Origin of the sequence: uncultured Methanobrevibacter sp. (assembly GCF_902764455.1) — an archaeon.
Classification (GTDB): domain Archaea; phylum Methanobacteriota; class Methanobacteria; order Methanobacteriales; family Methanobacteriaceae; genus Methanocatella.
This window is the reverse complement of record NZ_CACWVY010000039.1, coordinates 1-19,925: the sequence shown is the minus strand read 5'-3', so window position 1 is coordinate 19,925 and position 19,925 is coordinate 1. Positions and strand designations below refer to the sequence as shown.

At 30.7% G+C, this 19,925-nt stretch carries 20 protein-coding genes; 12 read left to right on the top strand and 8 right to left on the bottom strand.

Going from position 1 to position 19,925, the window contains the following annotated elements; all coding sequences use genetic code 11:
* Positions 1-151: 151 nt before the first annotated feature.
* From QZU75_RS10710 to fwdF, 4 genes are all read left to right on the top strand, one after another.
* Positions 152-2,260 carry a transglutaminase domain-containing protein gene (locus QZU75_RS10710; protein WP_296883657.1) on the top strand — a complete coding sequence of 703 codons (2,109 nt, stop codon included), beginning with the start codon at positions 152-154 and terminating at the stop codon, positions 2,258-2,260.
* Positions 2,261-2,352: 92 nt separating this feature from the next.
* On the top strand, positions 2,353-2,823 hold the full coding sequence (locus QZU75_RS10705) for a phosphopantetheine adenylyltransferase (RefSeq protein WP_296883655.1): 471 nt from the start codon (positions 2,353-2,355) through the stop codon (positions 2,821-2,823).
* Positions 2,824-2,919: 96 nt separating this feature from the next.
* Positions 2,920-3,111: a 4Fe-4S binding protein gene (locus QZU75_RS10700; protein ID WP_296883653.1), complete on the top strand. Its 192-nt coding sequence runs from the start codon at positions 2,920-2,922 to the stop codon at positions 3,109-3,111.
* A 12-nt stretch (positions 3,112-3,123) separates the two neighbouring features.
* Positions 3,124-4,131, top strand: a complete 1,008-nt coding sequence (fwdF, locus tag QZU75_RS10695) for a tungsten-dependent formylmethanofuran dehydrogenase subunit FwdF (RefSeq protein WP_296883651.1) — start codon at positions 3,124-3,126, stop codon at positions 4,129-4,131.
* Between the two features lie 193 nt (positions 4,132-4,324).
* Here the strand turns inward: fwdF and QZU75_RS10690 are convergent, their stop codons facing one another.
* On the bottom strand, positions 4,325-4,531 hold the full coding sequence (locus QZU75_RS10690; RefSeq protein WP_296883659.1) for a Flp family type IVb pilin: 207 nt from the start codon (positions 4,529-4,531) through the stop codon (positions 4,325-4,327).
* A 199-nt stretch (positions 4,532-4,730) separates the two neighbouring features.
* Here QZU75_RS10690 and QZU75_RS10685 point away from each other — a divergent pair, with 199 nt between their 5' ends.
* Both QZU75_RS10685 and QZU75_RS10680 read left to right on the top strand, forming a co-directional pair.
* On the top strand, positions 4,731-5,900 hold the full coding sequence (locus QZU75_RS10685) for a hypothetical protein (protein ID WP_296883649.1): 1,170 nt from the start codon (positions 4,731-4,733) through the stop codon (positions 5,898-5,900).
* On the top strand, positions 5,900-6,619 hold the full coding sequence (locus tag QZU75_RS10680; protein WP_296883647.1) for a metal-dependent hydrolase: 720 nt from the start codon (positions 5,900-5,902) through the stop codon (positions 6,617-6,619). The genes QZU75_RS10685 and QZU75_RS10680 overlap by 1 nt, the downstream gene beginning before the upstream one ends.
* On the opposite strand, the gene rqcH is transcribed toward QZU75_RS10680, so the two are convergent.
* Positions 6,616-8,622, bottom strand: a complete 2,007-nt coding sequence (gene rqcH / locus QZU75_RS10675) for a ribosome rescue protein RqcH (RefSeq protein ID WP_296883645.1) — start codon at positions 8,620-8,622, stop codon at positions 6,616-6,618. The genes QZU75_RS10680 and rqcH overlap by 4 nt on opposite strands.
* 91 nt (positions 8,623-8,713) lie before the next feature.
* Here rqcH and QZU75_RS10670 point away from each other — a divergent pair, with 91 nt between their 5' ends.
* Complete coding sequence (locus tag QZU75_RS10670; protein ID WP_296883643.1) at positions 8,714-8,983, top strand: hypothetical protein; 270 nt, start codon at positions 8,714-8,716, stop codon at positions 8,981-8,983.
* Here QZU75_RS10670 and QZU75_RS10665 read toward each other — a convergent pair.
* The 4 genes from QZU75_RS10665 to QZU75_RS10650 all read right to left on the bottom strand — a co-directional run bounded on the left by QZU75_RS10665 (position 8,966) and on the right by QZU75_RS10650 (position 13,141).
* Positions 8,966-10,798 (bottom strand): DUF2070 family protein, encoded by a 1,833-nt coding sequence (locus QZU75_RS10665; RefSeq protein ID WP_296883641.1) that lies wholly within the window; start codon positions 10,796-10,798, stop codon positions 8,966-8,968. The genes QZU75_RS10670 and QZU75_RS10665 overlap by 18 nt on opposite strands.
* Before the next feature lie 127 nt (positions 10,799-10,925).
* Positions 10,926-11,723 carry a hypothetical protein gene (locus QZU75_RS10660; RefSeq protein WP_296883639.1) on the bottom strand — a complete coding sequence of 266 codons (798 nt, stop codon included), beginning with the start codon at positions 11,721-11,723 and terminating at the stop codon, positions 10,926-10,928.
* A complete protein-coding gene (locus QZU75_RS10655) occupies positions 11,713-12,504 on the bottom strand; it encodes a hypothetical protein (RefSeq protein ID WP_296883638.1) in 792 nt (263 codons plus the stop codon). The genes QZU75_RS10660 and QZU75_RS10655 overlap by 11 nt, the downstream gene beginning before the upstream one ends.
* 58 nt (positions 12,505-12,562) lie before the next feature.
* Complete coding sequence (locus QZU75_RS10650; RefSeq protein ID WP_296883637.1) at positions 12,563-13,141, bottom strand: hypothetical protein; 579 nt, start codon at positions 13,139-13,141, stop codon at positions 12,563-12,565.
* A gap of 275 nt (positions 13,142-13,416) precedes the next feature.
* Between QZU75_RS10650 and QZU75_RS10645 the strand changes: the two genes are divergently transcribed.
* The 3 genes from QZU75_RS10645 (at position 13,417) to QZU75_RS10635 (ending at position 15,504) form a co-directional block, all read left to right on the top strand.
* Positions 13,417-13,938, top strand: coding sequence for a FumA C-terminus/TtdB family hydratase beta subunit (locus QZU75_RS10645; protein ID WP_296883636.1), 522 nt, complete (start codon positions 13,417-13,419; stop codon positions 13,936-13,938).
* A gap of 81 nt (positions 13,939-14,019) precedes the next feature.
* Positions 14,020-14,349 carry a hypothetical protein gene (locus QZU75_RS10640; RefSeq protein ID WP_296883635.1) on the top strand — a complete coding sequence of 110 codons (330 nt, stop codon included), beginning with the start codon at positions 14,020-14,022 and terminating at the stop codon, positions 14,347-14,349.
* Positions 14,350-15,504: a TIGR03576 family pyridoxal phosphate-dependent enzyme gene (locus QZU75_RS10635; RefSeq protein WP_296807806.1), complete on the top strand. Its 1,155-nt coding sequence runs from the start codon at positions 14,350-14,352 to the stop codon at positions 15,502-15,504.
* On the opposite strand, the gene QZU75_RS10630 is transcribed toward QZU75_RS10635, so the two are convergent.
* Both QZU75_RS10630 and QZU75_RS10625 read right to left on the bottom strand, forming a co-directional pair.
* Positions 15,494-16,411 carry a biotin--[acetyl-CoA-carboxylase] ligase gene (locus QZU75_RS10630; RefSeq protein ID WP_296883633.1) on the bottom strand — a complete coding sequence of 306 codons (918 nt, stop codon included), beginning with the start codon at positions 16,409-16,411 and terminating at the stop codon, positions 15,494-15,496. The two genes, QZU75_RS10635 and QZU75_RS10630, sit on opposite strands and share 11 nt — an antisense overlap.
* Positions 16,412-16,425: 14 nt before the next feature.
* Entirely contained in the window at positions 16,426-17,916 is a 1,491-nt protein-coding gene (locus QZU75_RS10625) for an acetyl-CoA carboxylase biotin carboxylase subunit (protein WP_296797183.1), read from the bottom strand.
* A gap of 74 nt (positions 17,917-17,990) precedes the next feature.
* Between QZU75_RS10625 and QZU75_RS10620 the strand changes: the two genes are divergently transcribed.
* Both QZU75_RS10620 and QZU75_RS10615 read left to right on the top strand, forming a co-directional pair.
* Positions 17,991-18,629, top strand: coding sequence for an METTL5 family protein (locus QZU75_RS10620; RefSeq protein ID WP_363139651.1), 639 nt, complete (start codon positions 17,991-17,993; stop codon positions 18,627-18,629).
* Between the two features lie 197 nt (positions 18,630-18,826).
* Complete coding sequence (locus QZU75_RS10615; RefSeq protein ID WP_296883630.1) at positions 18,827-19,732, top strand: cation diffusion facilitator family transporter; 906 nt, start codon at positions 18,827-18,829, stop codon at positions 19,730-19,732.
* The last annotated feature ends 193 nt before the right edge of the window (positions 19,733-19,925 follow it).

The following is a 19,925-nucleotide window of genomic DNA, read 5'->3' as shown; positions in this document are numbered from 1 at the left end:
ATGAAAAGAAACCTGTCATTTAATGAAAGAAAAAGTGAAAAGATAAACTCTTTTTTTAATATAAAATGTGTCTAACCAGTGACATTTTTAACAGTGCCATCTTCTTCCGGGGGATTATATATTAACTGCAATCAATCCTGTTAATGGTGAAATGTCTTCTAATAAAATTGTTGTACTAAATACTATGTATGCTTCAGATGTTGTAAAATTTTATAAAAATGATACTCAATTTTATGTTCATCTGGTAAATGGTGAAGGCAATCCATTAGCCAATGAAAATGTTGATTTTAATATAAATGGTGTATTCTATACCCGTACCACTAATGAAGAGGGTACTGCCAGGTTGAATATTAATCTTAATCCTGGAAACTATATTATTTCCACTATAAACACAATTAATGGCGAAATATATTCTAATAATATTGAAGTATTGCCTACAATAACTGCCACTGATTTAAATATGCGTTATAGGGACGGCAATAAATTTACTGCACATCTTCTTGATGATATGGGCAATCCATTAGCTTATAGTGATGTTATATTTAATATTAATGGGGTATTATATACTAGAGTATCCGATAATGATGGAAATGCATATTTAAATATTAACCTTAACACGGGTGAATATATTATCACTGCCACTAATTATAATGGTTTATCAGTTTCCAATAATATTAAAATTGATAAATCTCTTGCTATTATTGAAGCTTCTGATGCTCATGCGGTTGCAGGTGTTGATCGGGAGTATGCTGTCACATTGGTTGGTTTAAATAATAATACTATTCCTATGGCGGATATTAATTTCAGGTATAATGGTGTTGATATTAAATGTGTTACTGATGAAAATGGTAAAGCCAAAGTTATTATTTCCAATCTTTATGAAGGCAGATACTCTTTGGAATATGAATTTAAAGGAAATTCTAATTATTATCCATTTAAATCATCATCTACATTAGTAGTATCTAATCCGACTAATATTTTAACTGGAAAAGATTTAAAAATGATTTATCGGGATGGATCTAAATTTTATGTTACTTTAACTGATTTAAAATCAGTCCCTATGGTTAATGAAACTATTACATTTAATTTAATGGGTAAGTCATATGACAGTATTACTGATGTCAATGGTGTTGCTAGTTTGGATATTGGTCTATTCCCTGGCACTTATGAAATTTCATATAGCTATTCCAATGCTGATGATATGAATTATAATAAAGGATCAAATACTATTATTGTCTCAAAAATTCCTGCTTATTTATCTACTAATGATTTAGTCTTTTTTTACACTGATAGTGAAGCATTTACTGCAGTTTTAACCGATGCCAATAATAGTCCATTGGACGGTATTGATGTTACATTTAATATTCGTGGTAAATCATATACCCGAACCACTAATGCTTCAGGTGTTGCTAGTTTAAATATTAATCTGCCTGTGGGATATTATGATATTAAAACTTCCTTGGATAATCCATTATATGCCGCAAACAGTAGATCCAATCATATTCTGGTTGATGGTGCTATTTTTATTGCTTATGATGTAACTGTGTATTTGGACTTATATAAGGATTATTCAGTAACTGTATTGGATGCATATGAAAATCCAATTTCAAATGCGGACATCGAATTCATATTTAATGGCATATCAAAACATGCAAGGACAGATGCTGATGGTATTGCTACTATTTCTATTGGTGGTTTACCTGAAGGAGAGTATCCAATTGTTTATAAATATGCCGAAAGAAATACTGCTGGCTGTTCATATATTTTTGTATCAGAAAAGGTATTGTATACTAAAAATAAGATTTCAAATTTAGCACCGTATTTATCAGATTCCATTAATTGTCCGGTTTCAAATGCCGAGATTGTTGCACTTGCAGAAAAATTGACCAAAGGTTTAACAAATCCTACCGATAAGGCAAGGGCATTATTTAATTATGTGCGGGATAAAATTTCTTATGATTACTATTACGATACTTATTATGGTGGTTTAGGAACATTACATGCAGGTCATGGAAATTGTGTTGACCAGGCTCATTTGGTCGTTGCTTTATATAGGGCTTCAGGCCTTCCTGCTAGATATGTCCATGGAAAATGTGATTTTGGTGATGAGTTTACTGGTCATGTGTGGTCTCAAGTGTTGATTGGTGATACATGGATTGTTGGTGATACAATAAATCGTAGAAACTCGTTGGGTGAAGTTGTTAATTGGAATAATTATAATTATAAATTTATTGCATATTATCAAAGTCTTCCATTCTAATTAACTTCTTTTTTTCTTTTTTTTTCAAATAGCTAATAATTTATAATAGTTTTAATATAATATTAATCACTTAACTAATGTGGAACAATATTATGGGAACTAAAAAATATACTAAGGTGGCTGTTGGAGGTACTTTTGATAAGTTTCATGACGGTCATAAGAAATTACTATCAACTGCTTTTGAATTAGGCGATCAGATAGAAATTGGAGTAACTTCTGATGCTTTTGGTGGTTTAAAAGGGGATATTGATTCATGTAAAGAGAGAATGAACAATTTAAAGTTGTTTTTTAGTGATAAATCTAATTTTAATGTTGTACCATTAGAAGACCCTTTTGGAACAACTATTTATGAGGAAGATTTTGACGCGATTGTTGTCAGTGAAGAAACTGAACCTACTGCTTTAAAAATCAATAAAATTAGATTATCTAAGGGTATGGAACCTCTTGATATTGTTGTTGTTAGTTTTGTATTGGCTGAAGATGGAAATCCAATTTCTTCTACCAGAATTCGATCTGGTGAAATTAACAGAAATGGGATAATCATCATTAATCGCGAAATTTAATCGATATGTTTATTAATGCATTTCGATAAATAATAAAATGTCATACCAAAATTAAGTTTTTTAATTTAATTCTAGGTATGTAATTGAGGTGGTTATATGACAGTTAAAATTGATTCTGATGTTTGTGGACATATTGATAATTGTCCGGTTCAAGGTTTATGCATTAAACTTTGTGAACAAGGAGCAATCATAGAAGAAAATGGTGATGTAAAAATCATCCCTGAAAATTGTGACGATTGTGACTTATGTATTCAGAATTGTCCTAACCAAGCTATATCCAAAGCATGAGAGGGATAATATATGTTTAATGTAGAAAGAATTGGTTCTGAAGTTCGTAAGTTGAAATACTCTGACACCAAATGTTTAGGTTGTGGAATATGTGCTGAAGTTTGTCCTACAACTTCTTTAAGATTAGGACCTACAGTACCGATAGCACGTGGATTAATAGAAATGGATTTGCTTTCCGTTAATGCTGATTCTTGTGTATTATGTGGATTATGTTCTGTAGCCTGTCCATTTGATGCATTGTCCTTGACTATTGATGGTACTCCAATTAAGGAAATGGATAACTATCCAACTTGGGAAGTAGAATCTGAAGTAAATGAAGAAGACTGTCTTTATTGTGGAAGATGTTCTATTGCTTGTCCGAGAGATGCAATATTGTTTGAAAGAAAACTTCCTGAAAGAGCAGAATTAGTGCGTGGAGAAATCAATATTGATGATGAAAAATGTATTTATTGTGGTTTCTGTGCTGATTTATGTCCTCCGGAAGCTATTAAAATAAATAATGTTCCGTCATCTAGTGTGGACTTTGTAAATAATTCTATTGAGGTAGACACCTCACTATGTGTTTACTGTGGAGTTTGTAAAAGAGTATGTCCTCAAGATGCAATCATTGAAATTTGTTCAACATGTATGTTACAAGATCAAATTGAAGTGCCTGAAATTACTGGAACTACTATTATTCTTGAGGATGAGTGTGTAAATTGTTCATGGTGTTCTGAAATTTGTCCTGTTGATGCAGTTAATGTTTCAAAACCATTTGCAGGAAAATTGGAACTTGCTGAAACAGAAGAAGCTGTTTGTAAAGGCGACTCATGTCACGCTTGTCAAGATGTTTGTCCATGTAATGCTGTTGATATTGTTGACGGTAAGGCTGAAACTAATTTAACATTCTGTAATTTGTGTGGTGCATGCATAAGTGCATGTCCTCAACATATTAGGGAATTAACAAGAACTTCAATGAAATTAACCAATATTAATTCTGAATCTTGGAATGAATGTCTAAACAAAATTTTAGATGAATAAGGAGAGAGTTTACTCCCCTTATTATATTTTATTTATTAAAAAATCTCTTTCTTGTGTAATTAATGTTTTAAAAGAATTTTGTGTAGTGTTTATTATATTTGTAATGTATGATGCTACAAATAATATTATAACTAACAATCCTCCAATCAGGAGGATTACTTCTGCACTACTTTGTCCTTTATTGTCTATTTTTTTAAACATGGGTTCTATTGTCCAGAATTGTGTTTCTTACATCAATTATATCGTCTTTTGCTTTTAAACTTCTATCACTGGTTTCCATATATGATCTATATATGGTTAATGCTAAAAGAGCAATTACTATTACTCCGCCAAATAATAATATATATTCGGCGGCGCCTTGTCCTGATTCTTCGTTGATAAATTTTTTTATGGATTTCATTTCTTTCACCATATAATTGTAGATTTTTGACAAATATTAATATTACTTAAAATTAAAAAAGTATTAACTTTATATATTTTGTTTTTTTTTAAAGCAATTTTTTATTAGTATTTGATTTTTTAAACCATTAGGTTTATTAATAGTGTTACTAATAAATAATAGTATTAGAGTGATTATTAATTGATGAAGGGTGAACAAATTGGGAAATACATTAAAATTTGTATCAGGAATTATTTTATTTGTAATTGGTGTGGTTATATCATATGAAGTTATTGCATATGGCCTTATAGAAGTTTTATTGATGGTTGGTTTTTTAATATCTATAGTTGGAATAATATTGATTATTAGCTATTTTGTTGATTCTAATGCTGAGAAAACAAGCGGACTTATTAAAGATTTCTTAGATTCAAAAGACATAAACGCACCATCTATTAATTTTTCAAAAAGAAAAGAAAAATCTAATGGTGATAACAATGGTCCTTTAATAGTGAGACCTTCAAATGACGATTATGACTATGGTGAAGATATTGATGATAGTGGTTTATGGGAATATTATGAATCTGATAAAGGTAACTCCATATCTCCAAGAGAGTTCTTTGATGCTCCGGAAATTGATGAATCTAAAGCAGTATTGCGTGTAGTAAATCAAGAAGAAAAAGAAATAGATTTAGATAAGGAATTAAATTTCACTCCTGTATACGAAAAACCAATTAAAGTTACTAGAAAACCTAAAAAACGTTCAACTAATCATATTTATGATGATGTGCCTGTCATCAATGAGACTGCAGATAAAACTGAAGAAATTAAAAGGGCATTATCTCAGCCTGAAGTTAACTTGGAATCCACTACACAGCCAAGGGATATCGAGATTGATATTAATAATCCGGAAAGATTACCTGTACCTGAATCTCTCAGAGGTAATGTTTTACTGGGTAATGAGTTAATTACTTCAAATGATGCATTTGAGCAATTGGCTGTAAATGTAAACAAGGAAATCATGTTGGAAATTCCTTCTTTAAACAATTTGTCTGACAGATTCCTGTCACACGTCCCTACAATTTATTCCAGAGTAATCATTGATGAATTTGATTTATCAGATATTTCATATACTGTATTAATTGCATCACTTTTAAAACAAGGAGTTCATATTAAAACCGTACCTAAAGTACATGCTATTAATTTGATTACAGATGATTCTCATGCAATGATAATTTCTGATGGTTATACTGTTGAAAATTCAGAATATGGTGCAATCTATGATGATAGAAAATCCATTTCAAACATCAGAGCTGATTTCGAGAAAACTTGGGACATTGCTTCTAATTTGGATGAGACTGTAATTTTAAATAGTATTGGAGGAGTTGCTTAATGGAAATTAGGTGGTTGGGTCATTCAGCTTTTGAAATAATAAGTGATGATAACGTACATATTCTAATTGACCCATTTATCAGTAACAATCCTGCATGTCCGGTTCCTGTTGAAGAGTTAAATCCGGATATTATTTTAGTTACTCATGGACATTCTGATCATTTGGGTGATGCATTGGATATTTCCAATTCAACCAATGCTCCTGTTGCCGCTATTCATGAAATATCTTTATTTTTATCTAAACAAGGTATTGAAACTATTGGTGTGAACATTGGCGGTTCATTTGTATTTAGAGGTATAAAATTTACTATGCTTGATGCAAAACATTCATCAGATATAGACATGGTTGAAGAGACTGTTCCTGGTGGTGTTGCAGCTAGCTTTTTAATTACTTTTGAAGACGATACTTCAATATTCCATTGTGGTGATACTGGTTTATTTGGTGATATGAAAACAATTATTGGTGATATTTATAAACCGGATATAGTAATGGTGCCTATTGGTGATAAATTTACTATGGGTCCTTTTGAAGCGGCTCTTGCTTCAATGTGGTTAAATCCTAAAGTTACTATTCCTATGCATTACAATACATTCCCGCCTATAGAGCAAGATCCAACTATTTTTGCGAATTTTGTAATGCAGTTTAATCCAAAAATCAGTACGGTTATTTTAAATCCAAATGAATATTTTGAATATAATCCTGAAGATTATCAGGATTAATTCTTTTCATATTTTTTTCTTTGATGATATTCTTCATCTATATCGCATTTTCCTGATGGCAATAGTCGTATAATATCATCTATTGTTATTAATTTATCTTCATCTATTTTATGTAAAATCTTTTTAGCTATTGCTTCTTTTTTGGTGTAACCCGGTTTTAATACCACATAATTTTCACAATGTGCTTCAAGTGCCTCTACAGGTCCGGACATTATTCTTTTTCCTTCATAGTCAACTATTCCAATAGCTATTTTTAGACTTGCATTTCTTATGAAATTACGGTTTCCTCTTATTACAAAAGACCCTTTTTTTAAATATTCTCCTGCTTCCGGGGTTTTGGATACTTGGTCTGGATAAACCCAGAATACGTCCTGTGTTGTAAAACCTTTTGGCCAGGCAGATGAAAATGAAGCGGCAAACTCGCCGGATTCTTTAATGATTGTGTCATTTAATGATTTGCCTTCTAATTTTACCACAACTGATGATGCACCATGTATATCTGCGTGTAAATAGATATCATTATTGTCTAAATATTTTTTAACAACTGCTTCATTAGTGCCCGCATCACGTCCTGCAATTACTAATGTATTGTCTGATGTAATAAACCAGCGTAGTTTCTCATACCATTTGAGATTTTTCTTTTTTCTCTTTTTAGGTATGGAAATATTTTCCATTGCAATCTCTTTTTTAGATTTAATTTCTTCAAGTTGTTTTTTAGTATTTTCAATAGCTATTAATGCACCTTTTGTTTTCTTTTTAGATTTTTTAGCTTTTTCATAATAGCTTTCTGTATTTTCAGGTATTGACAATTTTGGATCGATAATTATGGATGTGTCTTCAATTTTTAATGTTAGAATACCCATTTTATCGATGGATTCGAATATTTGGGCTTCAGCCATTCCGTCTTCTTTAGCTTTTTTGAGAATTTTATCAATTTCTTTAAAAGAATATTCTTTACTTATAGCTGAGTTAACAACATTTATTATATTTTCAATGGTGGTGTAATTAGAATAAATTAACTCTCCTTTATGTTGACTAGTTTCAATTGTTTTATTAAAATTATCAAGTCTTTCTTCTTGTAAACGTAATCTTTTTTCAAACTGGTTTACTTTTTTATTCCATGCCTGTTCTTTGATATCTATTATGTTGGTATTGACTTTTTTAGAGTAAAATTCGTCACAGGCTTCATTGAAATTTTCGTAATATTTCTTTTCAAAACCATCATATTTTATCAGGTCAAGTGGAACAACATCTTCTTTTTTCCCATCTTTTACAATTTGTGGCTTATATTCTTCATCTTTAAGGATATTAAATAATTCTTTAAATCCTTTAAACAATGCAGAAATCTGTTCTTCTGTCAAATCATTATTTGATGTATGTTTATCAATTTCTGTATAATTGTTTGCTCTTTCAATGATTTCTTCTGAATATAGACTTCCAAGACCATTAATTGCAAGAGTTCTCACAACATCATTATCATTTTGGATAAATACTTCTTTAAATTTCTCTTCAGTCATGCCGATTGGATTGAGTCCTCTTTCTTTAGGGAAAACATATTCCTTTTTGGAACTGATGTCTCTTTTAGACATTTGTTTTCTTTTAAGAGGCAAAACAATATTATTATCTTCATCCAATAATATGATGTTTCCTTTATCAAATAATTCCACGACAATCGTATAATATTTGTCTTTTTTAACTTTAATCTCAACAACCCTATCAAAATTGTGCTGAGTAACACTTACAACATGGGCTCCTTTTACTCTTTTTCTTAAAAGCATTGGGAATGTTGGTGGATTAGTGGGATTTTCAAGAGGATATTTGCTTATGTGTATTCTTGAACCGCATTGCATCACTAAATCAACTCTTCCCGTACCTGCAATATGGAATCTTATCACAACTATGTCTTTAGTCGGTTGGAATGATTTATCTACTCTAGCACCTGTCAATAAATTATTAAGTTCATCACTAATTGTAAAAATGTCAACATTTGACATAGGTTTCATTTTAAACACCCTTTAATTATCAATACTTTAATATACTATTAATTATTAAATTATATTTATTCTATTTAATTTATTTTTTGGAGGAAATATTTTGGACGATACTATTAAACTTACATCAGTTAATGTTGTATTTGGTATAATTGCTGGTGTGTTATCTGGTTTATTTTCAATCGGTATTTTAGGATTCAAAAACGATATGATTGGTTTATTGATTGGTATTGCTTTTATTTATGCTTCAACTAAAGTTGCAGATAATATCGCATCAGAAGAACTTGATAGATCTCAAAAAATATGGGATTGTATCTTGCCTTTCTTTTTCGCATGGATTATTGTGTGGATTTTATTAACCAATTATATGTAGATTTCCATAAAATATCCATATAAATACAATAAATAATGCAGTAATTAATAAAACTGGAGCTATTATTTTACTTACTGCGACAACTGAGCTTATTGTTGAAATGAGTTCAGTTGAATTTTTTGGACCGAATGTATTGAGGTTTTTAATTTTTTTAGTTCCAGTACCAACCTCAACCTCTTCCAAATCATCAATAGCTATTTTTATACATTTTATTACATATTCGATAATTTCAGGTCTTTTTTCTATTCCAACAGGATTGTATCCTCTTGATAAAGTATTCACTGTATGTGTATCAGTTGTCATGACTTCAATTTCATCAATGTCCAAGTCTTTTGTTGCATCAATAATTTCCTGCCTAAATCCGATTTCCATATTATTGGAATCGAACAGTACATATGCGGTTCTTTGACCGGACACATCAATAACCATTACTTTCAATCCGCTTTCTCCAATACCTTCCTGTTTATCGAGGTCTCCCATAGTATCTGCACAGCAGCCTACTTTAATGCTGTTGTGTTCTTCATTACTAACTTCAACTTTGTCAATAACATCTATCAAATCAAATACTTCAGGATTTCCAGGCAATACTTCACCACTTTCAGGAGTGAATGAATTATGACAGTCTACAATAACTGAATCTTTCACATTACATTTACTGATACTTTGGGTCATCATTGTAAGGCCAACACCAAATTCGATATCATCACTACCGTTAGGTGCAAAAGTTGATAATATTATCATTCCTTTGTTAAAGAATTGAACCCCAATATTTGCTGCATTATGGGAATATCTTTTAAATTTACTTGCATTTTTACTGTATTCTATTTTATCCAAACCCTCTTTGACACATTTTTCAATTTTATCTATTTCTTTAACAGATATTGGGTTAAAATCGTGTGTGGATGGACCATGAGCTACCATGGTAAAATGGTCAAATTTGTTTGCAAGAATTGTTGGCATGTTGGACCCTCCAATATTACCTAAAGGTCCAGGATGGACAGATGGTGATATGAATAATGATTTAATACCATTCTTTCCTTTGAAACTAATGTATGTAACTACAGTATCGATTGATTCACCCATTTCTTCAAAAGTGGATTCTAAAAGATTGGACCCTTCGTTCATATGCATAATAAACAGACTTAATAAATCCAACATTCCAATACCCAAATTCTTCTTTAAAGGTGAAGCGGCTATTGAAATAAATGAGTATATTGCCAGGATAAATATTATACATGCAATAACTGTTTTAATTATGATGCTGATTATTAGTGGGGTTGAAAATACTGACGGATCACTTGATAAAAATAATAATAAAACAAGCATTGATAAAATTAACACGGGCTGGATTAATCCTATGATTGCTGATTTTGCAAATCCAATTTGTGTTGTACTCCATAAAACTAATGTATTAAATCCATAAATAATCACACAGCCAAAGAGTAAAGAATTGACGTATAGAGATTCATGAATTATTAGTGAGATAAATCCGCCAATAACTAGTATAGAACAAATAACGAACATAGAAACAAGAGATAGGAACATTGAATGTTTCATTTTCAGATTAATTCCATGGAGTACCTTAACTCCGTACTGGTTAAGGCTGCCGCTTAAAATAGAACTAATACCAAATATCATGAATGTACATAATCCTTCAAGTAAAAAATTATCTGTTAGACTATCCTGAGGATTTATAAAACAGTGTATCACTCCAGTTAAAAAACTTAAAATACAGATGCCCATTATGGAATATCTTGTTCTTGGAAGTGTTTGTATATATTTTGATAATCCTGCGACACTACTCATACTTGACATAATAAAATTATCCTACTATTTCTTTCATGTTCATATAAAAATTTAGTCATAATAAATATATTAATTTTATTATATATATTGCACTAATTTTAAGATAATAATCCTAATGTATTTCTAATCATCAGGTTTAATTCTCTTCTTTTTTATTTCTGATATAATCTTTCATTTCTGCAAATTCACGGTCAACATATCTGTTTATTATTGAAGCAGCTAAAGTTGCTGTACCAACACCAGATAAGATAAAACCTCCCCACGCTATAATTAATGAATTAAGTTTTCCAACCATGATTTTTCCGCTGGCTTCATAACTGTTACTTGTAAATGCATTGGTAACCATAGTCATTGAATCCATTGGAGAAACACCTTCAACAATAATTGTAAATATAAAACTGAATGTTACTATTGTAAATAACAGCATTATTGTTATTCCCAATCCATTATTCTCAGTATATTTCATGAATTTGCGGAAGTAAACTTTAGTATAATAAAGATATCCTATAATGTGGAATATATCTAATAAAACAACCCAACTATTTCCAAATACTAATCCGGATATGGAACCAAATGGAATTAATAAGAATAATATTAATTTCCCTTTAAATGGTTCTTTATCAAGTTTAATGGCAAGATATATTGAAACAATAATATCTAAACAATATATGAAATATGAACCGTCTTTCCAGTCAAATAGTAGATATAAACTGATTATAATAAAAATCAGCATCATTATCAAATAAGAAACTTGATTTAATGAGAATATTTCTTCGGAAGGAAAATATTCCAGAGGATTTGCAAACCTTGAATTTTTAAACCAGGATATTAATCTATCGTTATGGCTAAGATAATTGCCGACATATACTAAAATGGCAAAAATTCCAATTGAGGCCAATATGCGAATAATAATAATTAATAGATTAGTTTCCATTATTTTCATCTCCTTCATCAATTAATGCTTTTAATTCTGCAAATTGCCTTTTGAAATGTCTTGTTAAAATTGCTGCAGTCAATGTTGCAGCACTTGCTCCGGAAATTACATATCCTCCCCAAACTAGCAATAAACTATTGAGTTTGCCGGGAATTGTTTCACCAAAAACAGAATATCCATTACCTGTGAATTCATTGGAAACAATTACAAGTGAATCCAGAGCATTTGCACCTTCGGAATATTGGGCTACAAAAAATCCGCCGAAAATTATTATAAATAATAGTATTATGGTTATTCCCAATCCATGTGAATTAGTATATTCCATAAATTTATCGAAATAAATTTTTGCAAAGTATACAAAGATTAAAATATGAATTATGTCTATTAAAATCACTAAACTAAGACCAAATAAATAATATGCTAATGATCCATATGGAATTAATAACAACCATATGGGATAATTTTTCCTGGAACTCATATCTAATGTGATTGCCAGATATAGTGAAAGGATAATGTCAAATATCATTAAAAAATACATATCATTTTCTGATACTAGAGTAATGGAATAAAAAATATTTACAACACACAATGCCATCATAATTAAATAAAAAACCTGCTTTAAAGTATGAACTTCATCTTCAGGTAGCAATTCATTCATATTTACATGTTTATCTGTTATATTTTTTATTTTACCGTATATGAACTTACCCACAATAGTTAAAACAAAAAAGATAAGAATTACAATAAGTAATTGTACTAGTGTATTGTTTAATATTTCCACGAATATTCACCAATTAATACTTTTATGGTTAATCATTATTTAACATTTAGTATTGTGGTTAACCGTTTGCCAGTAAATTTCCAGTAATGTTTTCTAGAGCTGGAATAGTATAATTGGAATTGCTGGTTAGATTAACATTTTTGTATTGTACTGATTTGGCAATATGCAATGCAACATCCTTGTCTTTACAACAAATTATTATATTGTCATGTGTAGTTTCATTGGATAATGGAATGCAATAGAATTTGCCGTTGTAATTTACTTTAATGGTATCAAATATGCTGATTTTTAACAAGTCATTGGCATTTATCACATAACATGTAATGCCATCAAAGTTTTTCTTGTCTCCATTTTTTATTAAGTCATTCAGATTATTAAAACTTAGTTCAGTTAATTTACTGATGTTGCTGTTTCCCTGACTATTGGCTGCAACTAATATTCCATCATTCCAGTTCCAAACTTTCACAGTTCCAATATTTCCAATACATTTGGTTTGATTGGCAGGAACTTCTATACTTGTTCCATTTGGTGTTATTTCAATTCTTTCATAATTTGCTGAAATCATCATTAGTAAAATGATTCCCGCTACAATAATAAGCATTATTATTCCTATTATAATTATTTTTTTATTATCCATAGATTAAGCCCTCATTAGTTTTTGTGAGCAATAAGTAATTTTTACATAATCCAACATTGCCATCATGAATGTTAATTTAAAATTGTATTTTATGATATAAATAAATTAAAAGAAAATATGGTGATGAAACAATTGGGCTCCAAAATAAGTTTAAAAACATTGAAACATATTATGTCCTTTTTTGTCATGTTTAAATAATATTAATTCTAAATATCTTATATAATAATTTAATTTTGATTATTTTTTAAATTATATATTTTATTTAAGGTGTATAAATGGAGAAAAAAATTAATGTACCAATTACCAATGAAAGTGTCGCTGATTTGAAAATTGGTGATGTTATTAGTTTAACCGGAAACATATTAACTGCAAGAGATCAAGCACATAAAAGAATAATCGAACAAGGTGCTCCAAGTAATATTGTTGGTGCAGCTATTTTTCATGCCGGTCCGATAATATCAAAGGATGGGGATGACTATAAAATGGTTGCTATTGGTCCAACTACTTCAATGCGTATGAATCCGTATCAGAGTGATGTAATTGAAATGGGTGCAAAAATTGTAATTGGAAAAGGTGGTATGGACGATACTGTTCGTGAAGCTTTGGTTGAAAATGAAGCAGTTTATGTGGTTGCAACCGGAGGCTGTGCTGCATTATATGTTGATGCTGTCGAAGAGATAGAAAGTGTGGACTGGTTAGATTTGGGAATGCCTGAGGCTATTTGGAATTTGAAAGTTAAGGACTTCGGTCCACTCATTGTAGCTATGGATAGTAAAGGTAATAGTTTATATGATTAATATAATTTTTTGACTATACTATTTATATATTAGAATTCTAAAAATAGTTATAACTAATTTAAGTTGAGGAGTTTTTTTAAAATGTCAGACATAAATGAACTTGCTGAAAAAAGATTAAAATCAAGAATTAGAAAAATTAAAAAATGTAATAAAAGTGATGAAGAAAAAGAAAAATTCTTCTCTCAATTAGGAACTTCTTTTGAAATATTCTTCCCGCCAACTAAAAAAAGCGATACAGTTAGCGACAGTTTAATGATTTGGATTACTCCTGAGGGTAAAGTACTTGATGCTGAATACTCTTATGAAGAACCTGAAGAAGAACAGTATACTTCTATTCCGTTAACTGAAAAGGATTTAAAACCATTCCTTGAAGCTTTTGCAGACATGAAATTGGAATTGGATGATATCTAAATGATTATAAACAATTCTTTGGATGAAGTTAAGAAAAGGGAAAACGCACTGTCAATTATTAAAGATTGGGTTTTAAATAAATCCCGTGAATCATTATATGATTTAACCGGTTTGGCTGGAGGATTTATAGCAACTCCTTCAGACATAAATCTTTTGGAAACATATGTCGGACCGGCTATTTTTGAAGAGGAACTTCAGAAAGTCGGAATTGAACATATGGGTGGTGAAAAGGTTCTTCCTTTAAATAGAACTTCTTCAGGTATACTTGCAACAGTATTGGCTCTTGTAAGTGAAAATACTAATGTTGTTCATTATTTGGCTGAATTGCCGGCACATCCATCTATTCCAAGAAGTTGTGCATTAGTTAATGCTAATTATAGTGAAACAGATAATTTTGATGAATTTACAATACCTGAAAACACTTCTCTTGTTGTTATTACCGGTTCAACAATGGATCATAAAGTCATTGATTTAGATAATTTTAAAAAAGCTATTGAAATGGCTCATGAAAAAGATATTCCGGTAATGGTTGATGATGCTTCTGGAGCAAGACTTCGGACAGTTGTTTTCAATCAGCCTAAGGCATGTGACTTGGGCGCAGACATTGCAATAACCAGTACAGATAAATTAATGCCTGGCCCAAGAGGAGGATTAATGGCGGGCCGTAAAGAATTGATTGATGAAATTAAGGTTAAAGTTAATCAATTTGGTCTTGAAGCTCAACCTCCTGCAGTACTTGCAATGTTAAATGGTATAAAGAATTTTAACGGAGATAATTTAATTAAAAGTTTTTCCAGAAAGAATGAACTTTTGGATTTATTGAATCAAAATTTTGATAACTTTAAAGCTACACCGACTGGTGTAATGATTACTCCAAGTGATTTGGCCAGTGAACTTAAAGTATCTCATAAATTATCAGATAATGATGTGGCTTTTGTATTTTCTTTCATTTTATTAAAAGAACATGGAATAATTACAATTCCTCCGGTTTCAATGCCTGGTGCATCAGCTACAATAAGATTTGATTTATCAACAAGTGATGCTTTTAAGTTAGATTTGGCTGAATTAAATAAAAAAATAGTATCTTCATTTAATAACCTTGAAAAATTAGTTATTAATGAAGATAAATGTAAGGAGATTGTGTTTACTTTTTAATTAAACATTCTCCAGATATTACTTTTTCTAAGGTTCCATCAATTTTTTCAACAACTAGGGCTCCTTCTCTGCTTATGCCCAAAACATAAGCATCATAAGACTTGTTGAATGGTTCTCTTATTTCTGCGATTTTTCCAATGGAATATGAGTATTTTCTCCATTCCTTAAGTATTTGCTCAAATCCACCTTCATTGAATATTTTACCCATTTTTTCAAATTCCTCAAGGAAAATTTTAATTATTTCATTTTCATTCACTTTATGTCCTAATTGAACATCTAATGTTGTAGTTCCCTCACGTAATTCTTCAGAAAGTGAGTCTACATCGAAATTAGCATCGATTCCAACACCGATAATCACATTTTCAATGATATTAAACTTGGTAATTGCTTCGGTTAATATTCCGCAGACTTTTTTACCGTTAATCATTACGTCATTTGGCCATTTGATTTCAGCATTGTCGATTCCAATTTTTTCAAGGGTTTTCACAACAACTACACCAGTTGCCAGGGTTATCATTGGAATTTTGGAGTGATCTACTTGTGGATTTACAATAAGAGATAACCATATTCCACCTAATGGGGATTCCCAGGCTTTTCCCTGTCTTCCTTTTGCATTGCTTTGCTTTTCAGATAGGACAACTGTTCCACTTGACACACCATTTTCGGATAAGAATTTGGCCACAGTATTTGTGGACATCACTTCTTTGAATACGTATAATTCTTGTCCAATCATGTTGGTATTTAAATCTTTTAAAATTTCATCTCTTTTTAGATAGTCTGTTTTTTGTTGTCCTACTTCTTTTATTATATCTGCAAAATCGTTAATTCCAACTTCACGGATTTCATTAATAGTTTCATCAGAAAATCTTTCTTCTTTTTTTAATATGTTGATTACTTCATTTTGCATGTTATCCTCATCACTTATTTTTTATTCATATGGCTCATAGCAGCATTTTGATAAGTACCAACAGCCGCTGAAATCGCAGCTATTTTTTTACCAGGCATAAATGTTGATTTAAGTCTATTTACATATTCTAAATCTTCAGCTATTACATTGTCCATTTCTTTTTCAATACCTTTCTTATAGGTATCAATGAAGTGAGTATTCAAATCTCCTTTAATGAAGTTTGGATTTCTTAATACTGCTTTGTGGAATGGGATTGTAGTCTTTACACCTAATATAATATATTCACTTAATGCTCTTTTCATTCTGTTGATTGCATCATCACGGTTTCTACCATAGGTAATTAATTTTGATATCATTGAATCATAGAATGTTGGAATTGTATAATTCATGTAAACTCCACTGTCTAAACGTACACCAGGTCCTCCTGGTGACCTGTAACCAGTGATTTTACCCGGATTTGGTGAAAAGTCATTAAGAGGATCTTCTGCATTAATACGGCATTCGATTGCATGACCATTTACCTGAATATCATTTTGACTATAGCTTAATTCTTCGCCTGCTGCAATTCTGATTTGCTCTTTGATTAAATCAGTGTTTGTAACAAGTTCGGTAATTGGATGTTCTACTTGAATACGGGTATTCATCTCTAAGAAATAGTAGTTTCCATTGTCGTATAGGAATTCAACAGTACCTGCACTTTTATATCCTATATATTCTGCAGCTTTAACAGCACTTCCGCCCATTTGTTCTCTCAATTCATCAGTCATGATTGGGGAAGGTGCTTCTTCAAGCAATTTCTGGTGTCTTCTTTGTATGGAACATTCTCTGTCTGCTACGTGAATGACATTTCCATGTTCATCAGCTAAAAGCTGGAATTCAATGTGTCTTGGTTTTTCAAGATATTTTTCAATAAATACTGTTGAATCACCAAAGTTTGTAGCTGCAACAGATTGTGTGGATTCAATTGCACGTACAAGTTCTTCTTCTTCATAAACTGCACGCATACCAATACCTCCACCACCAGCTGAAGCTTTAACGATTACAGGATAACCTATTTGGCTTGCAATTTCTTTTGCTTCTTCAATATCACTTACGCCTTCAGGCGTTCCTTCAATAACTGGTACTCCAGCTTTTTTCATTAAAGCTTTGGATGTGATTTTATCTCCCATTTCGTGGATAACTTTTCCACTAGGTCCGATAAGTTTTATTCCATTTTTTTCACATTCTTCTCCAAATTTAGGATTTTCTGCTAAAAATCCATATCCTGGGTGAATTGCATCTGCACCGGATTCAAGTGCAATATTAATTATTTTTTCAATATTCAAATAAGATTTAGCAGGGGAAGGATTACCTAAAGGAAAACTTTCATCTGCATAATTTGTATAAAGAGAAGTTTTATCTGCATCAGAGTAAACAGACACGGTTTTAATATCAAGCTCACGACAAGCCCGCATTACTCTAATAGCTATCTCTCCTCTGTTTGCAATTAATACTTTTTCAAACATTTGAAACCTCAAAGTAATTTTTTTTATTAATATTAATAACTATATAAAATATAATAATTAAATATATTGATTAGATGAAAAAAATTACTCGAAAAAAACATTTAGAAATGAGACTTCAATCTATTCCCCCTCATCCTAAACCCAAAGTGAATCTTGAACAGTATACAACTCCTCCAATTATTGCTGCGGACTTGGTGTGGAATGCATTTTCTTTAGGTGATATTGAAGAAAAAAATATTTTTGATTTGGGATGTGGTACTGGAGTATTTGCAATAGCTTCACTGCTTATGGGTGCAGATTCGGCTGTTGGTGTAGATATTGATGAAGATTCTATAAAGTTGGCTAGGGAAGTTTCAGCAAATTTAAATCTTGATAATGCAAAATTCATTCAAAGTGACATTTGTGATTTTAATTGTGAGTTGGATGCAGATACTGTTTTTCAAAATCCTCCCTTTGGATCACAGAAAAAAGCGGACACAGGTCAGGATTTAAAATTTGTAAAAAAAGCTTCTGATTTAAACTGCAGTGTTTTATATTCTTTTCATATGGCATCAACTGAAAAGTTTTTGATTAATTACTATAGTGTGAATAATTTTGATATTACCCACATTTTCAGGTATGATTTTCCAATTCCTAAACTCTATGATTTCCATACAAAAGATAATCAAAATGTTGATGTGATTGTCATTAGAGCAGAACTGCAATCATTTTAAATTTAATATTTTCCTGTTTTATAAATTATTTTTATCATGTTTAATTTTTAAAACTTTATTAATGATAGATAATATATATTTACTATACATAATATTTATTTTTAGAAATCTAATATCAATATTAAATGCACTTTAATGTATTTTTCTTTGATTGTGTTAATTCTAAAGTTTAAATAAAATAATTTTGGTGATTTTTTGTGGGAGATGTTCGTGATAAGGCTGGAAAAAAGGCATCAATGGTTGCTATAGGTTCAAATTGTTTATTGACTATATTAAATATTGTTGTTGGGTTGATTGGTGGAAGTTATGCGCTGGTCGCTGAAGGACTGCATACATTCACAGATATTGTAACTTCCGTTATTGCATATGTTGGATTTAAGGTAAGTCAAAGACCTGCTGATGAGAGGTTTCCTGAAGGTTATGGCCGTGCTGAAGCATTAGCCGGACTTGCTATTGTGATTTTTTTAACATTTATAAGCTTTGAAATCATGGATATGGCACATCATAAACTTGAACATCCAAATTCTATTGCAGTGCCAGATAATTATGTCATAATAATGGCTATTTTAGGAATATTTCTTAACTTTATTATTAGTAGATATATTATTAAAGTAGGACGGGAAATTAACAGTCCAGCTATTGAGGCTGACGGGCATCATCAAAGAACAGACATATACACATCTGTTGCTATTTTAATTGGTGTTGTTGTATCAAAAATGGGGTTTCCAATTCTTGATCCAATTATAGGTTTTGTTATTGGATTATTGATTTTAAAAACAGCATATGATATCGGTAAAAAAAATATTTTGCATATTATGGGTTGTGTCCCTGTAGATACCGGCATCATTGACAGAATTAAAGAGATAGTTGATGATTCTCCTTATGCAAGCAATGCACATAACATTAAAATTGATAATTTTTCATCATATCTGATTGTTGCCATGCATGTGCATATGGATGCTGATTTAACTGCTGAGGAAGCATATGAACTTTCACTTAAAGTTGAAAAAGAAATTTTAAAAATACCTGAAATTAAGCATGTTTCAGTAAAACCTTGTCCTTTTAATGATAATCATGTTGTTGACCGCAATGGTGAATTTTAGAAATTCCTTTTTTTGAGTCTGTAAAATTTTATAGACTTCTTTCAAATTATTTTTTTACACTTTAAATTTCATATCACTAAAAATTCATTCTATTTTGGCATTGTTAAAAATCTCACTGGTTTTTCATATTTTTCATGTGTCTTTCGATGACATTTTTCTCCATCCATTTTATGTTGTTTAATCTGATTCTGTT

Bases quoted from the DNA above. Each gene is read 5' to 3' on its own strand.
- QZU75_RS10710 (WP_296883657.1), top strand. From the start codon at position 152: ATGTCTTCTAATAAAATTGTTGTACTAAATACTATGTATGCTTCAGAT.
- QZU75_RS10660 (WP_296883639.1), bottom strand. From the start codon at position 11,723: ATGGAAACTAATCTATTAATTATTATTATTCGCATATTGGCCTCAATT.
- QZU75_RS10680 (WP_296883647.1), top strand. From the start codon at position 5,900: ATGGAAATTAGGTGGTTGGGTCATTCAGCTTTTGAAATAATAAGTGAT.
- QZU75_RS10625 (WP_296797183.1), bottom strand. From the start codon at position 17,916: ATGTTTGAAAAAGTATTAATTGCAAACAGAGGAGAGATAGCTATTAGA.
- QZU75_RS10665 (WP_296883641.1), bottom strand. From the start codon at position 10,798: ATGTCAAGTATGAGTAGTGTCGCAGGATTATCAAAATATATACAAACA.
- QZU75_RS10640 (WP_296883635.1), top strand. From the start codon at position 14,020: ATGTCAGACATAAATGAACTTGCTGAAAAAAGATTAAAATCAAGAATT.
- QZU75_RS10705 (WP_296883655.1), top strand. From the start codon at position 2,353: ATGGGAACTAAAAAATATACTAAGGTGGCTGTTGGAGGTACTTTTGAT.
- QZU75_RS10700 (WP_296883653.1), top strand. From the start codon at position 2,920: ATGACAGTTAAAATTGATTCTGATGTTTGTGGACATATTGATAATTGT.
- rqcH (WP_296883645.1), bottom strand. From the start codon at position 8,622: ATGAAACCTATGTCAAATGTTGACATTTTTACAATTAGTGATGAACTT.
- QZU75_RS10635 (WP_296807806.1), top strand. From the start codon at position 14,350: ATGATTATAAACAATTCTTTGGATGAAGTTAAGAAAAGGGAAAACGCA.
- QZU75_RS10620 (WP_363139651.1), top strand. From the start codon at position 17,991: ATGAAAAAAATTACTCGAAAAAAACATTTAGAAATGAGACTTCAATCT.
- fwdF (WP_296883651.1), top strand. From the start codon at position 3,124: ATGTTTAATGTAGAAAGAATTGGTTCTGAAGTTCGTAAGTTGAAATAC.
- QZU75_RS10690 (WP_296883659.1), bottom strand. From the start codon at position 4,531: ATGAAATCCATAAAAAAATTTATCAACGAAGAATCAGGACAAGGCGCC.
- QZU75_RS10630 (WP_296883633.1), bottom strand. From the start codon at position 16,411: ATGCAAAATGAAGTAATCAACATATTAAAAAAAGAAGAAAGATTTTCT.
- QZU75_RS10645 (WP_296883636.1), top strand. From the start codon at position 13,417: ATGGAGAAAAAAATTAATGTACCAATTACCAATGAAAGTGTCGCTGAT.
- QZU75_RS10650 (WP_296883637.1), bottom strand. From the start codon at position 13,141: ATGGATAATAAAAAAATAATTATAATAGGAATAATAATGCTTATTATT.